The 14323-nt window shown below is 69.5% G+C and carries 14 protein-coding genes; 7 read left to right on the top strand and 7 right to left on the bottom strand.

Annotated features, from left to right (window positions below):
• Positions 1-19: 19 nt before the first annotated feature.
• Complete coding sequence (locus DELCS14_RS27710; protein ID WP_013804538.1) at positions 20-430, bottom strand: OsmC family protein; 411 nt, start codon at positions 428-430, stop codon at positions 20-22.
• A gap of 56 nt (positions 431-486) precedes the next feature.
• Positions 487-1383: an MBL fold metallo-hydrolase gene (locus DELCS14_RS27705; RefSeq protein WP_013804537.1), complete on the bottom strand. Its 897-nt coding sequence runs from the start codon at positions 1381-1383 to the stop codon at positions 487-489.
• A gap of 82 nt (positions 1384-1465) precedes the next feature.
• Here DELCS14_RS27705 and DELCS14_RS27700 point away from each other — a divergent pair, with 82 nt between their 5' ends.
• From DELCS14_RS27700 to DELCS14_RS27685, 4 genes are all read left to right on the top strand, one after another.
• The gene (locus DELCS14_RS27700) at positions 1466-1783 is read left to right on the top strand and encodes a metalloregulator ArsR/SmtB family transcription factor (RefSeq protein ID WP_012202855.1); all 318 of its coding nucleotides are present in this window, start codon (positions 1466-1468) and stop codon (positions 1781-1783) included.
• Positions 1784-1810: 27 nt separating this feature from the next.
• Positions 1811-2338, top strand: coding sequence for a rhodanese family protein (locus tag DELCS14_RS27695; protein ID WP_013804536.1), 528 nt, complete (start codon positions 1811-1813; stop codon positions 2336-2338).
• 100 nt (positions 2339-2438) lie between these two features.
• Positions 2439-3821: an aminopeptidase P N-terminal domain-containing protein gene (locus DELCS14_RS27690; protein WP_043796504.1), complete on the top strand. Its 1383-nt coding sequence runs from the start codon at positions 2439-2441 to the stop codon at positions 3819-3821.
• Positions 3814-4632 carry a hypothetical protein gene (locus DELCS14_RS27685; RefSeq protein WP_012202858.1) on the top strand — a complete coding sequence of 273 codons (819 nt, stop codon included), beginning with the start codon at positions 3814-3816 and terminating at the stop codon, positions 4630-4632. The genes DELCS14_RS27690 and DELCS14_RS27685 overlap by 8 nt, the downstream gene beginning before the upstream one ends.
• A gap of 2 nt (positions 4633-4634) precedes the next feature.
• On the opposite strand, the gene DELCS14_RS27680 is transcribed toward DELCS14_RS27685, so the two are convergent.
• The 3 genes from DELCS14_RS27680 to DELCS14_RS27670 form a co-directional block, all read right to left on the bottom strand.
• Positions 4635-5900 (bottom strand): TIGR03118 family protein, encoded by a 1266-nt coding sequence (locus DELCS14_RS27680; protein WP_012202859.1) that lies wholly within the window; start codon positions 5898-5900, stop codon positions 4635-4637.
• Positions 5901-6090: 190 nt separating this feature from the next.
• Positions 6091-7752: an AMP-binding protein gene (locus DELCS14_RS27675; protein WP_013804534.1), complete on the bottom strand. Its 1662-nt coding sequence runs from the start codon at positions 7750-7752 to the stop codon at positions 6091-6093.
• Positions 7749-8732: a cyclase family protein gene (locus DELCS14_RS27670; RefSeq protein WP_013804533.1), complete on the bottom strand. Its 984-nt coding sequence runs from the start codon at positions 8730-8732 to the stop codon at positions 7749-7751. The genes DELCS14_RS27675 and DELCS14_RS27670 overlap by 4 nt, the downstream gene beginning before the upstream one ends.
• Positions 8733-9105: 373 nt before the next feature.
• On the opposite strand from DELCS14_RS27670, the gene pyk reads away from it, so the two are divergent.
• The gene (pyk, locus tag DELCS14_RS27665; RefSeq protein ID WP_012202862.1) at positions 9106-10542 is read left to right on the top strand and encodes a pyruvate kinase; all 1437 of its coding nucleotides are present in this window, start codon (positions 9106-9108) and stop codon (positions 10540-10542) included.
• 139 nt (positions 10543-10681) lie between these two features.
• On the opposite strand, the gene DELCS14_RS27660 is transcribed toward pyk, so the two are convergent.
• Both DELCS14_RS27660 and DELCS14_RS27655 read right to left on the bottom strand, forming a co-directional pair.
• Positions 10682-11266: a phosphatase PAP2 family protein gene (locus tag DELCS14_RS27660; RefSeq protein WP_013804532.1), complete on the bottom strand. Its 585-nt coding sequence runs from the start codon at positions 11264-11266 to the stop codon at positions 10682-10684.
• Between the two features lie 12 nt (positions 11267-11278).
• Positions 11279-12055: a phosphatase PAP2 family protein gene (locus DELCS14_RS27655; protein WP_013804531.1), complete on the bottom strand. Its 777-nt coding sequence runs from the start codon at positions 12053-12055 to the stop codon at positions 11279-11281.
• A gap of 93 nt (positions 12056-12148) precedes the next feature.
• On the opposite strand from DELCS14_RS27655, the gene DELCS14_RS27650 reads away from it, so the two are divergent.
• Together DELCS14_RS27650 and DELCS14_RS27645 are read left to right on the top strand one after the other, a co-directional pair.
• On the top strand, positions 12149-12847 hold the full coding sequence (locus DELCS14_RS27650; RefSeq protein WP_013804530.1) for a response regulator transcription factor: 699 nt from the start codon (positions 12149-12151) through the stop codon (positions 12845-12847).
• Positions 12844-14229, top strand: coding sequence for a two-component sensor histidine kinase (locus tag DELCS14_RS27645; RefSeq protein WP_013804529.1), 1386 nt, complete (start codon positions 12844-12846; stop codon positions 14227-14229). The genes DELCS14_RS27650 and DELCS14_RS27645 overlap by 4 nt, the downstream gene beginning before the upstream one ends.
• Positions 14230-14323: the final 94 nt, after the last annotated feature.

Raw genomic sequence — 14323 nt, 5'->3', positions numbered from 1 at the left:
ATGGTGGCCCGGCCCGCGCTCAGGCCGGCAGCTGCAGCGCGGTCTGGATGTGCACCTCGCCGGCCAGCAGCTTGTGCACGGGGCAGGCCTCGGCCACCTGCAGCAGGCGCTGGCGCTGCTCGTCGTCCAGCTCGCCTTGCAGCGTGATCTGGCGTTCGATCAGGTTGCCGCTGGCGGGCGTGCCTTCGGGGTTCAGGCGCAGTTGCACGTCCACCTGCTCCAGCTTCCACTGCTTGCGCGCCGCGTACATCTGCAGCGTGACCGTGGTGCAGGCGCCCAGGGCCGACAGAAGCAGTTGCAGCGGGTTGGGCGCCGTGTCGCCGCCGCCCTTGTCCGCGGGCTCGTCCACATGCCAGCTGTGGCCTTGGGGGTCGCCGAGCGTGACGCGATAGGGGGTGTCCGTGCTGGTGGCGTGGGCGCTGTGGATCATGGAAGGTCCTTTGTCCTGGGGTGTCGCAAGAGGGGTGGGAGAGGCAACGGACGACTCTACGCCTGCTTTGCGTCCGCTGCCTGGGGACGGTGCTTCATGCGCAGCGGGATTTTGAGGTAGTGCACGCCATTGGCCTCGGCCGCAGGCCAATGGCCTGCGTGCATGTTGACCTGGATGGCCGGCAGCAGCAGGGCGGGCGCGGACAGCGTGGCGTCTCGCTGGTTGCGCATGGCAACGAAGCTGGCCTCGTCCACGCCCGTGTGCACATGCACATTGCCGGCGCGTTGCGCGTCCACCGTGGTTTCCCAGGCATGGTGGTCGCGGCCCGGCGCCTTGTAGTCATGGCACATGAACAACCGCGTGGCGGGCGGCAGGGCCAGCAGGCGCTGGATGGAGCGGAACAGCGTGCCCGCATCGCCGCCGGGGAAGTCGGCGCGCGCCGTGCCGTAGTCGGGCATGAACAGCGTATCGCCCACGAAGACCGCGTCCGCGATGCGGTAGGACACGCAGGCCGGCGTATGGCCGGGCGTGTGCATCACCTCGATGCGCAGCCCGCCCAGCGGCAGGCTGTCGCCGTCGGCCAGCAGCCGGTCGAAGGGCTGGTCGCCGCCGGACGCGGGCAGGTTGAAGACGGGGCGGAAGATGCGCTGCACCTCGCGGATGTGCTCGCCCACGGCAATCGGGGCGCCCGTGCGCTCGCGCAGGTACGGGGCTGCGCTGAGGTGATCGGCATGGGCATGGGTTTCCAGAATCCAGCGCACTCGCAGGCCCTGGGCCTGCGCGGCGTCCAGCACGGCATCGGCCGAGCCGGTGTGGGCCTGGCCGCTGGCGTGGTCGTAGTCGAGCACGGGGTCGATGACGGCGGCCTCGGCCGTGTCCGCGTCCCAGGCCAGGTAGGTCACGGTGTGGGTGTTGGCGTCGAAGAACGGTGCAATGCGCAGCGGTGATGTCATGAAGGCACTCCTGGTTCGATGGCTGTGCAGCCTGTCGGTAATTATATTAGAATTTGCTAAATTAGATTGTTCTTGATCAACCATGACCGAACCGACGCTCTCTCCCGAACAGGCCTTTTTGCAGCAGGGCGCTGCACGTGCCGCCGCGCTGCTGCGCGCCGTGGGCAACGAGAGGCGCCTGCTGGTGCTGTGCCTGCTGATCGAGCATGGCGAGCTGTCCGTGGGCGAATTGCTGCAGCAGATCCCGCTGAGCCAGTCGGCCCTGTCCCAGCATCTGGCCCGCATGCGCGAAGAGGGTCTGGTCGCCTACCGCCGCGAGTCGCAGACGCTGTACTACCGCATCGCCAATCCCGATGTGCAAAAGCTGGTGGCCACGCTCAAGAGCATCTTCTGCGCCTGAAATCCTCTGTTCCCAAGGAGCTGATCCATGTCCCTTTCCTCCGTCTCCTCCCAAGCCGCCCGCCAGATGCAGGAGCAGGGCGCCTGGCTCATCGACATCCGCGCGCCGGACGAACATGCGCGCGAACGCATAGGCGGCGCACGCAGCATGCCCATGGACCGCCTGGCGGCGGGAGCCCTTGCCGGCGCGCCCGCCGCCGTGGTCTTTCACTGCCGCTCCGGCCACCGCACGCGTCTCAACGCCCAGGCCCTGGCGGCAGCCTTGCCGCCCGGCTGTGCCGGCCATGTGCTCGACGGCGGCCTGGACGCCTGGAAGGCACAAGGCCTGCCCGTGCTGCGCGACAGCCAGCCGATGGAGCTGCAGCGCCAGGTGCAACTGGGCGCGGGCGGGCTGGCGCTGCTGGGCGCCGTGCTCGGCGCCACGGTGTCCCCGTGGTGGCACCTGCTGTCGGCCTTCGTGGGCTGCGGCCTGATCGTGGCCGGTGCCACGGGCTTTTGCGGATTGGCGCGCGTTCTGATGAAGGCGCCCTGGAACCGGCGCGCCCTGGGGCAGTGACGGCGCCTGCACTGAATCCAGCCTGACGCCTGCTGTCCGACCCCCAAGTTCCCCTGTTCAGGGGACTGTGGAGAACCCCGGACGGCAGTACGATAGCTGTATGACATCTGTTTACGCTCAACGCCGCGCACGCTTGGCCGCCCAGTTGGGCGCTGGCGGCATCGCCATCATTCCCACCGCTCCCGAGCGCCAGCGCAACCGGGACACCGGCTACCTGTACCGCCACGACAGCTACTTCTACTACCTGACCGGCTTTGCCGAGCCCAATGCCTGCCTGGTGCTGGCCGCGGACGGCACCAGCGTGCTGTTCTGCCAGCCCAAGGACCTGGAGCGCGAAATCTGGGACGGCATCCGCCTGGGCCCCGAGGCCGCCGTGGCCACGCTGGGCGTGAGCCAGGCGTTCTCCAGCGCCGAGATCGATACGCGCCTGCCGCGCCTGCTGGAGAACCGGGGCCGCCTCTGGTATCCGTTCGCCACGCATGAAGGCCTGGCCGTGCGCGTGGAAGGCTGGCTGGGCCAGGTGCGCGCGCGCGTGCGCTTCGGCGCGCTGTGCCCGGCCGAGCAGGGCGACCTGTGCACGCTGCTGGACGAGATGCGCCTGGTCAAGGACGCGCATGAACAGGACATCATGCGCCGCGCCGCCGCCATCAGCGCCCAGGCCCATATCCGCGCCATGCAGCGCTCGGCACGCATGCTGCGCGCAGGCCAGGAGGTGCGCGAATACCACCTCGACGCCGAACTGCTGCATGAATTCCGCCAGCAGGGCTCGCAGTACGTGGCCTACGGCTCCATCGTGGCAGCCGGCGCCAACGCCTGCGTGCTGCACTACCAGGCCGACAAGGCGCCCGTGCATGCGGGCGAGCTGGTGCTGATCGACGCGGGCTGCGAGCTCGACGGCTACGCCAGCGACATCACGCGCACCTTCCCCGCCGATGGCCGCTTCACCGGCCCGCAGCGCGCGCTCTACGAGCTGGTGCTGGAAAGCCAGAAGGCCGCCGTGGCGGCCACGCGTGCCGGCGCGCGCTTCAACGATCCGCACGACGCCACCGTGGCCGTGCTGGCGCAGGGCATGCTGGACCTGGGCCTGCTGGACAAAAAGGTCTATGGCAATGCCCAGGACGTGATCGAGCAGCGCGCCTTCTTCCAGTTCTACATGCACCGCACGGGTCACTGGCTGGGCATGGACGTGCACGACTGCGGCAGCTATGTGGAGCCCTCGGAGCTGGGCCAGTCGCACGAGCGCAAGGACCCGCTGTCGGGCGAGACCATCACCAACCGCCCCAGCCGCATCCTGCGCCCGGGAATGTGCACCACCATCGAGCCGGGCATCTACGTGCGCCCTGCGGCCGGCGTGCCCGAGCAGTTCCACAACATCGGCATCCGCATCGAGGACGATGCCATCGTCACCGAGACGGGCTGCGAGCTGATCACGCGCGGCGTGCCCGTGGAGCCCGACGAGATAGAAGCCTTGATGCGTGACTGACAACGCCAGCCTGCCCACCACCGGCCCCGTGTCCACCCTCATGCCCGCCCCATCGGCCTATGTCCCGCCCGCGCTGCCGCGGCTGAGCTGGCGCATCTTCACGGTGCTCTGGCTGCTGGGCCTGCCCGGCGTGGCGGCCATGGCCTGGTTCGTGCTGCCCGACTGGATGCGCCTGCTGGGTCTGCCCGTGGAGCCGCTGGCCACGCCGCTGGCCGGCATTGGCGTGATGGCCGCGCTGCTGGCCCTGCCCGTGGGCGTCGGGGTGTGGCTGGGGCCAAGGCTGGGCCTGTCCGCACCGCTGCTGACCACCTGGGTGGCCGGGCGTTCGCCCCAGCGTGCCGTGCGCTACCTTACGTTGCCGGGGCTGGCCGGCGGCGTGGTCGGCGCGGCCTGGCTGGTGACCCTGGCCCTGGCCTGGCCCGACGACCTGACCCTGATCGACCCCGTCTACGCCATGCCGCTGGGTGCCAAGATCCTGTACGCGGGCATCACGGCCGAGCTGGTGATGCGCCTGGGCGGCATGACGCTGGTGATGTGGCTGCTGTGGCGGCTGAGCGGGCGCACCGACCGCCGCCCGGGCTGGATGCTGGGCTGGTGGTCGGTGATGCTGTCGGCCCTGCTCTGGGGCTTGCTGCAGCTGGCGCTGGCCTGGGGTACCTGGGGCGGCCTGTCGGACGGGCTGGTGCTGCAGCTGCTGCTGTTCGAAATCGTCCACGGCGCCGTGGGCGGCTTCCTGTTCTGGCGCTATGGCCTGGAGGCGGCCATGGTGGCCCATGCGATCACCTATCTGCTCTCGCACGGGCTGGTGTGACTCTAGCCAAACCTCAGCGAGCCGAACAAGCCTTCGGTCTCATCCTTGGGGCCGGCCGCGAAGTACAGGGCATTGCTGTCGCCCAGGGCCACACCGTTGCCGAACTGCAGCGCCCACAGGCCCGGTATGGCGACCGGGCGGTCCTGGCCATCGCGCAGCTCGTCCACATAGCTGCCGCTGTCCAGGTCGAAGGCGCAGATGCGGCCCGCGCCGCCGAAGTTGCCCACCAGCAACCGGCCCGATAGCGGCCCGAAGTCGGGCGGTGCGATGGCCACGCCCCAGGGCGCGTTGAGCCTGCCATCGTCTGAATAGATCCGCTGCAGGCGCCCGTCCAGATCGAACTCGGCCAGCTTGCCGCGCGCGGGGCGGTTGCCGGTTGCGGCCTCGCGCTCTGCATCCATGGCATCTTCCTCACCCGCGAAGAAGGCGCTGGCGTCCTCGGGGTCGGGCTGGCTCATGGCGTAGAGCACGAAGACGCGGTCTCTTGAGCCGTCGTTGACAACCTGGATGTTGAACGGCACGGGATCGCCAGGTCTGGCAACGCCGGCAGGGCCGCTGGCGAAGGGGTTGACGAAGCCCTGGGTGGGGGTGAGCTGCCACTGCGCGTCCAGTGTGCGGATCTGAGGCTGGTCGCCGAAATCGGCCAGCCACAGACGGTCCCAGCGGCCCGTATGCAGGGCCGCGCCGAAGAAGGCCATGCCCCGGCCTGTGCCATCGAAGACCTCGACGGCTGGGCCGTCCACGCGCACGATGGCGCCCGTCTCGGCGTCGCGCTCGGTCCAGGCGCTGACGCTGCCGCTGTCGGTCACGAAGACAAAGCGCGCCGCGCCGTCGAGCAGGCGCCCGCCTGCGGGCTGGCTGCGCACGCGGAACAGGTGGGATTCCAGGGGCGCGCCGTGGTAGACCACGCCAGTGACCTTGCCTGCGCTGCCGTCGTCGATCCGGGAGTCGGACTGGGGCACGGCCACCTTGCGAAGGCCGTCCTGGCGCAGTGTGCGCAGGCTTGGCTCGGACGAGCGCGAGACGTCACCCAGGAATTGCCAGGAAGTGCCACCGCCGCCAATCCAGAAATGGCCGCCTGCGCCGGCCGGGCGGATGGCAATGCCCCAGCCGTTGACGAAGTCGGGTTCCGTGAAGCGCGCGCCGTAGCCGGCATGGCTGGCGAGCAGGGGTGTCTGGAGGTAGCGGTTGGCGGGTGCGCCGCCGCCGCAGGCGGTCAGCGCCGAGGAAGCGAGGGCGCTCAGAACAAAATGTCTCCGGTCGAGCATGTTGGATTTTCTGGTGGCATGGCAAAGCGGTGGATGGGTTGGCTGAGCATGCGAAACCAAGGGGCACCGGATGTTCTGGCTGCTGCCTGCGAACCCGGGGGGCCGCAGATATGAACAGGCGATGCTAGGGAGGGGCCGCCTGCCGGGTCAATGCGGCCCCGTCTGATTCTGCAGAGCGATGCAGGAGGACTCAGCGCAGCTGCCTGCGCAGAATCTTTCCGGTCACGGTCTTGGGCAGTTCCTCGCGCAGCTCGACGATGCGCGGCACCTTGTAGGCGGCCATGTGCGCCTTGCAATGGGCGATGAGTTCCTCGGGCGCGGCCTGCCGGCCCGCTTTCAGCGAGACCACGGCCTTGACGGTCTCGCCCCGGTAGTCGTCTGGCACGCCGATGACGGCGGCCTCGCGCACGGCGGGATGGGTGTAGAGCACGTCCTCGACCTCGCGCGGCCAGACCTTGTAGCCGGCGGCGTTGATCATGTCCTTCTTGCGGTCCACCAGGTAGAACCAGCCGCGCTCGTCCATGAAGCCCACGTCGCCCGTGCGCAGCCCGCCCTCGAACATGGCGTCGGCCGTGGCTTCGGGCAGGTTCCAGTAGCCGGACATGATCTGCGGGCCGGCCGAGACGATCTCGCCGATCTCGCCCGGCGCGGCCTCGCGGTGCTGGTCGTCGATGATGCGCACCACCGTGCCATAGACCGGCACGCCGATGGACAGCGCACCCGATGCCTGGTCCACCGGCGCCCGCGCGCCCAGCGGCACGAAGTGCGTGGGCGAGCAGGTCTCGGTCATGCCGAAGGCGTTGTGGATGGCCAGGCCCGACAGCTGCTCGAAGGCCTGGATCACGGCCGGCGCAATGGGCGCGCCGCCCGAGTACAAGGCCTTGAAGCTGCGGAAATCCTCGCGCGAGACGCCCGGGTGGTTCATCAGCGCCACGAAGGCGGTGATGGCGCCGATGGTGAAGCTGGGCCGGTGCTCGCGCATGGATTCGAGCATGGTCTCGGGATGGAAGCGGTGGCTGAGCACCAGCGGGCAGGGCACCAGCAGGGCCAGGGCCACATGGCCGACCAGGCCGGTGATGTGGAACAGCGGCGCCAGGCCCAGCACGCTGTCGTCCGCCGTGATGCCTATCCAGTCGCGGTAGGTCTGGGCGTTGAAGGCCAGGTTGCCATGCGTGTTCATGGCGCCCTTGGGCTGGCCCGTGGTGCCCGATGTGTAGGTGATCACGGCCGTATCGCCCGCCGCGGGCCGGCGCGCCAGCGGCGCGGGCTGGCCGCCGGCCTGCACCAGCGCAAGCAGGTCCAGCGTGCCATCGGCCACGGGCAGGCGCGGACCGTCGCCGAGCACGCGCGCATCGCCGCGCGTCTGCCAGTCCAGCGCCGATGTGGTGACCACGGTGGCCAGCGGCAGGCCGCCGGCCGCATGCACCTCGCGGGCCACGTCCAGGTACAGCTGGTCCAGGCACAGCAGGGCCTGGGCGCCCGCGTTGTGCAGGATGTAGTGCAGCTCGCGCTGCCGGTTCATGGGATTGACCGGCACGGCGATACCGCCCAGCTTCCAGGCCGCCACCAGGCCGATGACGAAGGCCGGATTGTTCTGCGTATAGAGGGCCAGCCGGTCGCCGGCCGCAAAGCCCCGCGCCTGCAGCGCATGGGCCAGCGCGCTGGCGGCCTGGTCGAGTTCGCGCAGGTTCAGCCCGCCGTCGAAGTAGCGCACGATGGCGCAGCCGGGTGCCGCAGCCAGCGAGGCTTCGAACAGGTCGAGCATGCTGCTGAACTGCGGCCGCATCTCGGCCGGCTGGCCCGGAGCGTAAAGGCCCAGCCAGGGCCTGTCGTGCGATGGGGCCGCGCTCATTTGATCACCACGGGATTGACGGGCGAGCCCGTGGCGCGGTGGATCTTCAGCGGCGCGGCCACGTACAGAAAGGTGTAGCGGCCGTCGCGCGCGCAGCTGTCGGCCAGGGCCTCCAGGTCGCAGATCTCGGTCAGCGTCACGCCCAGGTTGCGCATCAGCGCGCAGTGCAGCGGCAGGGCCACGCCATGCACGGGGTCCATGGTGACTTCGTTGGCGATGGTGTCGGTGACCAGGTTGGGGATCTCCATCGCATGGAACCAGTCCACGAGTTCGGGCGAGTAGGTCAGGCCGGGCTCGCAGAAGTCGTTGTAGAAGCTCGCCTGGTCTTCGTAGAAGCCCGACAGGAAATTGGTGCGCACGATCAGGATGTCGTGCTTTTCTATGGTGTGCCCCTGGGCCTTGGCGCAGGCCATCAGGTCTTCGTGCGTGAAGGTCTCGGCACGCTCCAGCGCTGCCTTGCCGCGGTGGCGTGCCATGTCCAGCAGCACGCCGCGCCCCACGATGCCGCGCGCGCCCAGCGCCTCCACGCTGGCCTTGTCGAGCCCGCCGACGGTGGTGCGTGCGTCATAGCCATTCCAGATGCGCCCGCCGTACCAGACATGGCCCAGCGCGTCGTACTGGGTCGATCCCTGCAGGAAGGCGTCCAGCTTGTCATCGGCATAGTGCAGGCCGCCGGGGAACCGGGGTGCATCGGGGCCGTCCCAGCTGGACTCGTCAAACACCATGGTGCGCTCGGCCGGTGTGCGGCCGGGCCAGACCGGATCGCCGCGCGGGTCGCCGATCAGGCGCTGCAGCGTGAACGTCTCGCCCGAGCGGATGTGGGACACGCCGCGCAGCACCTCGGCGGGCGTGAGGAAGTTCAGCGCCCCGACCTCGTCGTCGGGTCCCCAGCGGCCCCAGTTGCTGGGGGCGTTCCTGAGCAGATCCTCCATCAGCGGGGCGTCGTCGTGCGTGTGTCCATGGTCGTGGGCATGTCCCATGTCTGTCTCCTGTCGTTGGTTTGTCGAACAAGGCGCGCAGGGCATTCAAACGCCAGGAGGGGCGCGAGGCTGTCGCGGGTTCGACACGCGGGCGGCAGGCATTGCGAACGTCCCGGGCAAAACTGCTTTCACAGGCGGCAGGCATGGCGGCGTGCCTGCGCCGGCGATGCTGCGCTGCAGCATCAAAACCCATAGCGGCAAAGGCCAGACGCCACGGTGCTTTGCGATGCGCTGCGTGCCGCGCCTGCGCGATCTGCGGGGTGCCTGGGGCCTGGCTTTCAGCCCCTGGCCACATGCCGGAATGTTGCCTTCATGTAACCGCATTCGTGTGAGAATTGAAACCCGATTACAAACCCTGAGCGAGAGACATTCCATGCAAGTCCGCCGTGCCACCAAGATCGTCGCCACCCTGGGCCCCGCTTCCAGCGACCCGCAACTGCTGGAACAGATGGTGCGTGAAGGCGTCAACGTGGTGCGCCTGAATTTCAGCCACGGCAAGGCGCAGGACCACATCGACCGCGCCACCATGGTGCGCGAGGCGGCCCAGCGCGCAGGCCGCGAGGTGGCCATCATGGCCGACCTGCAGGGCCCCAAGATCCGCGTCGGCAAGTTCGCCGAAGGCAAGGTCATGCTGGAGCCCGGCGCGCGCTTCGTGCTCGACGCATCGCGCACAGCGCCCGGCGACCTGGGCGGCGTGGGCCTGGACTACAAGGAGCTGCCGCGCGACGTGAAGCCCGGCGATGTGCTGCTGCTCAACGACGGCCTGATCGTGCTCACCGTGGACCATGTGCGCGGCGACGAGGTGCACACCACCGTCAAGCTGGGCGGCGAGCTATCCAACAACAAGGGCATCAACAAGCAGGGCGGCGGCCTGACGGCCCCGGCGCTGACGGCCAAGGACATGGAGGACATCAAGACCGCCATGAGCTTCCAGGCCGACTACGTGGCCGTGAGCTTTCCCAAGAACGCCACCGACATGGAGATGGCGCGCCAGCTGTGCAACGTGGCTGCGGCCCAGTACGGCCACAAGCCCGGCCTGATCGCCAAGATCGAGCGCGCCGAGGCCATTCCGCGCCTGGAAGAGATCCTGCATGTCTCCGACGGCATCATGGTCGCCCGTGGCGATCTGGCCGTGGAAGTGGGCAACGCGGCCGTGCCCGCGCTGCAAAAGAAGATGATCCGCATGGCGCGCGACATGGACAAGTTCGTGATCACCGCCACGCAGATGATGGAGAGCATGATCACCAACCCCGTGCCCACGCGCGCCGAGGTCAGCGACGTGGCCAACGCCGTGCTGGACGGCACGGACGCCGTCATGCTCAGCGCCGAGACCGCCGCCGGCAAGTACCCGCTGGAGACCGTGCAGGAAATGGCCAAGATCTGCGCCGCCGCAGAAGCCGCCGAAGACCCGGACAGCGATGCCGAGTTCACCGGCCGCCAGTTCTCGCGCATCGACCAGTCGATCGCCATCGGCGCGCTGTTCACGGCCCACCACCTGGGTGCCAAGGCCATCGTCGCCATGACGGACAGCGGCTCCACCGCGCTGTGGATGAGCCGCCACCGCATCCACATCCCCATCTACGCGCTCACGCCCAAGATCTCCACGCAGCGCAAGATGGCCATGTACCGCAACGTGCGCCCCCTGCTCATGGACACCAGCGCCGACCGCGACACCGCGCTGGACCAGGCCGAAGGCCATCTGCGCGCGCGCAACATCGTGCAAAGCGGCGATGTCTATGCCATCACCTGCGGCGAGCCCATGGGCCAGCCCGGTGGCACCAACATGCTCAAGATATGTCGTGTGAACTAACCCCCTGAGGCGCTTCGCGCCTTCCCCCTCTCGCTACGCGGGGGGGACGACACCCTCGCGGCGGGGCGGCCCTTGCTCGGTGTCCCTCGTTCTGGGGGGCGCCAGTTTTATGTGCCGTGCGCTATGCCTTCGCCATGGTCTATTGGGGCCTGCCTGAGTGGGTTCGTGCGTTGTAGGGCAGCAGGTTGGGCATGACGGCAAGGCGGCGCCACAGCGCGGCATGCCAGACCAGGGTGGCGCTGCAGATGCCCACGATGGCGCCGCCGACCACATCGGACGGGAAGTGCACGCCCAGGTGCACGCGGCTCCAGCCCATGCCCAGGGCCAGCGACCAGGCTGACACCATGACCCAGCGGCGGTGGCGCGTGCAGCCCAGGGTCAGCGCCTGGGCCAGGGCAAAGGCGCCCGTGGCGTGCATGCTCGGAAAGCTGGACCGCAGCGCGTGTTCCACCCATTGCACGCCCATGCCCAGCTGGGCAGGACGCGGCGCCGGGAAGCCCCAGCGGATCAGCCGCGCCACGGCCCAGGCGGCCAGCATGGACAGCAGGGCCAGCACCAGCGTGCGGCGCAGGGCGGGCGAGCCGCGCAGCAGCCCGGCCATCACGGGAACGGCGCACAGCGAGGGAAGCCAGGAGGAGATGGCGCGCGCCGCCTCGATCGAGATGGCGGGCGTTTGCGCGTTGGCGTTCAGCAGCGTGAACAGGGCGGGGTCCAGGGGCAGCATGGAAATGCTCGATCAGGGAGTGGAAGGCGGAAGGCTGGCGGCGGGCCACAGGGAGTCAGGCGCGCTGCCCCGGGTTCGCAGCGCACGCGTGACCGCCAGGTCGAAGAGCCAGCCCGCCGTCCAGCACAGCCAGCCGGTCCACAGCGTGTGGCTCATGAAATGGGCGCCGCGCATCTGCTGGGCCAGGCCCATCAGCAGGCCTGCGGCCAGCGAGACGGCCAGCCAGATCCAGGCTGCGCGCGGTGCATGGCGGCGCAGCGCGAAATACCCGGCCAGAAAGGCGAAGCCTGCCGAGGCGTGGCCTGCGGGAAAGCAGCGGCCCGGCCCACCGTCGGCCAGGCCCAGCGACCAGTGCGAGACGTGGCGCGCCACACCGCCGAACTCGGCCAGGTCCCAGGGGCAGCTGGTCGCGCTGGTGTACTTGAGCAGCGAGATCAGGGCCAGCGACAGCAAGATGCCCGCCACCAGCTGCACGCGCCGCCCATGGGGCAGCAGGCGCAGCGGGCCCACGGGCCGCCAGACGCACAGCGTCAGGCCCAGCACCACCAGCCAGGCCAGGCGGCGTGCGCCTTCGTGGGCGATGTTCACGAAGAACCAGTCCGAACGCAGCGCAAAGCCATCGGCGTCGCCAAACCAGCGGGCCATGGACAGGTCCAGGGCGCTGGCATCCCAGGCCAGGACCACGGCCAGGGCCGCCAGGGTCCACAGCAGGGTGCTTTTGAAGGAGGGGCCCTGCGCGGGGGCTGCGGAGAAATCTCGGGGTTCAGGTGTCGGCATGGCCGGCAGCATGAGAAGCGCGGCTTAAACCCGTCTTAACGCATGCCCCGGCGTGCGGCCCTCGTCTGGCGCCGCAGCCGGCAGCGGCCATTGCACAATGCGCGCATGCGAATACTGGTCGTCGAAGACAACGCGGGCATTGCCGCAGGCCTGCAGGCCAATCTGCAACAGCGCCGCTATGCGGTCGATGTGTGCACCACCGTGGCCGAGGCCTGGCATGCGCTGGAGATGGAGCGCTTCGATGCCGTGCTGCTGGACCTGGGCCTGCCCGATGGCGACGGCAGCGAAATCCTGCGCCGCCTGCGGGGCCCGCGCCGCCCGGGTGGCGACAGCCAGGCCCTGCCGGACCCCAACACGCCCGTGCTCATCCTGACCGCGCGCGACCAGGTGCGCGAGCGCATCGCCGGGCTGGACCTGGGTGCCGATGACTACCTGGTCAAGCCCTTCGACATCGACGAGCTGGAGGCGCGGCTGCGCGCCATGCTGCGCCGCGCAGGAGGCCAGGCGGCACCCGTGATCCGCCATGGCGAGCTGGAGGTCGACCCGGCCGCGCGCACCGTGCGCCGCGACGGAAAGCTGGTGGAGATGTCGCCGCGCGAGTTCTCGGTGCTCTGGGTGCTGCTGCAGGCGCGCGGGCGCGTGCTCTCGCGCCAGCAGATCGAGGAACATCTCTACAGCTGGGGCACGGCCGTGGAAAGCAATGCCGTCGAAGTCCACATCCACCACCTGCGCAAGAAGCTGGGCAATGCCAGCATCGTCACCATGCGTGGCGTGGGCTACTTCCTGCCCGTGGAGAACACATGAGCACCGCGCCGGACCGCCGCCCCTCGCTGATCTGGCATCTGATGGCTTGGATGCTGGGCGCGCTGGTCGTGGTCTGGGCCAGCTTCGTGGCACTGGGCTACCAGACCGGCGTGCACGAGGCCGACGAGCTCACCGACGGCCACCTGGCCGGTGTGGCTGCGCTGGTGCTCAATCTGGAAGTCGCAGGCGCCGTAGGCCAGGGAGCAGCCACGCCCGTGCATGAGCCCCCCGGCCTCATGGCCCACGACTACCAGCAGTCGCTGAGCGTGGCCCTGTGGGATGGCTCGGGCCGGCTCATCTCTCGGACCGGCGATGCGCCCGAGCCCTCCTTCGACACCGAGCAGGGCTTTGCCACCCTGCGCCTGGGCCCGGAGCGCCGCGCCTGGCGCAGTTTCACCCAGTGGAGCCGCGACCACGCACGCAAGGTCAGCGTGATGATCGAGCTGCAGGAGCGCGACGAACTGGCCGACGACATTGCGGGCCAGATGGTCGAGCCCGGCCTGTGGCTGCTGCCCGTGGTGGCGCTGGCGCTGGGGCTGGCCATTCGCCGGGGCATGCGGCCGCTCAACGAACTCTCGCGCGAGGTGGAGCGCCTGGACCTGGCCCAGGCCGAGCGCGTCTCGCACCGCCACGCGCTGCGGGAATTCATGCCCGTGGTGAACTCCATCAACACCTTGCTGGACCGCCAGCAGGAGGCGCTGGAGCGCGAGCGCAGCCTGGCCAACGAAGTGGCCCATGAACTGCGCACGCCGCTGGCCTCCATCGCCTTGCAGGCGCGGGCCCTGGGCGATGCGCCGGCCGGCGCCATGGACGCCCCGGCCCAACGCCAGGCGCTGGCGCAGATAGGCCGGGACGCGCTGCATGCCGGCCATGTGCTCAACCAGCTGCTGGCACTGGCGCGCGCCGGCCGCGCCATGCTGGCCGAGCCGCCCGTGCCCGTGGACCTGGCCGCGCTGGCCCGGCAGGTGGTAGCCGCCCATGCGCAGGCGGCCTGGCAGCGCGACTGCAGCCTGTCCGTGCAGGCGCCTGAGGCACTGGGCGTGATGGGCAATGCCGTGCTGCTGGAGCTGGCGCTGCGCAACCTAGTGGAAAACGCCCTCAAGCACACGCCGCACGGCACGCAGATCGAAGTCCAGGCCGGGCAGGGGCCCGACGGCGAGGTCTGGCTGCAGGTCTGCGACGACGGCCGCCGTAGCGACGGCCGCCGCGATGGCGCAGAGCGCGCGGCAGCGCCCGTGGACAGCCTGCACCTGGGCCACGAGATCGTGGCGCGCGTGCTGCGCGCCCACCAGGGAAGCTTTGGCGAGGCCGCGCCGCCCGAAGGCTTCACGACCTGCTACCGCATGGGAATGCCCGGGACAGGGTTGGCGGCAGCTGGTTAAAATCGCCAGTTACCAAGCGGTTACTGCCGCGATCCCCCGGCCGTGGCCCCGCAGCGCACCCATGACGCAGCGGCGGCTGCCATGCGGCAGGGGC

The sequence above is a fragment of the Delftia sp. Cs1-4 genome, assembly GCF_000214395.1.
Taxonomy (GTDB): Bacteria; Pseudomonadota; Gammaproteobacteria; order Burkholderiales; family Burkholderiaceae_C; genus Comamonas; species Comamonas acidovorans.
This window is presented reverse-complemented; position numbering and strand designations above follow the sequence as displayed.

Coding starts and splice junctions, on each gene's coding strand:
- DELCS14_RS27710 (WP_013804538.1), bottom strand. CDS start 430: ATGATCCACAGCGCCCACGCCACCAGCACGGACACCCCCTATCGCGTC.
- DELCS14_RS27705 (WP_013804537.1), bottom strand. CDS start 1,383: ATGACATCACCGCTGCGCATTGCACCGTTCTTCGACGCCAACACCCAC.
- DELCS14_RS27700 (WP_012202855.1), top strand. CDS start 1,466: ATGACCGAACCGACGCTCTCTCCCGAACAGGCCTTTTTGCAGCAGGGC.
- DELCS14_RS27695 (WP_013804536.1), top strand. CDS start 1,811: ATGTCCCTTTCCTCCGTCTCCTCCCAAGCCGCCCGCCAGATGCAGGAG.
- DELCS14_RS27690 (WP_043796504.1), top strand. CDS start 2,439: ATGACATCTGTTTACGCTCAACGCCGCGCACGCTTGGCCGCCCAGTTG.
- DELCS14_RS27680 (WP_012202859.1), bottom strand. CDS start 5,900: ATGCTCGACCGGAGACATTTTGTTCTGAGCGCCCTCGCTTCCTCGGCG.
- DELCS14_RS27675 (WP_013804534.1), bottom strand. CDS start 7,752: ATGAGCGCGGCCCCATCGCACGACAGGCCCTGGCTGGGCCTTTACGCT.
- DELCS14_RS27670 (WP_013804533.1), bottom strand. CDS start 8,732: ATGGGACATGCCCACGACCATGGACACACGCACGACGACGCCCCGCTG.
- pyk (WP_012202862.1), top strand. CDS start 9,106: ATGCAAGTCCGCCGTGCCACCAAGATCGTCGCCACCCTGGGCCCCGCT.
- DELCS14_RS27660 (WP_013804532.1), bottom strand. CDS start 11,266: ATGCTGCCCCTGGACCCCGCCCTGTTCACGCTGCTGAACGCCAACGCG.
- DELCS14_RS27655 (WP_013804531.1), bottom strand. CDS start 12,055: ATGCTGCCGGCCATGCCGACACCTGAACCCCGAGATTTCTCCGCAGCC.
- DELCS14_RS27650 (WP_013804530.1), top strand. CDS start 12,149: ATGCGAATACTGGTCGTCGAAGACAACGCGGGCATTGCCGCAGGCCTG.
- DELCS14_RS27645 (WP_013804529.1), top strand. CDS start 12,844: ATGAGCACCGCGCCGGACCGCCGCCCCTCGCTGATCTGGCATCTGATG.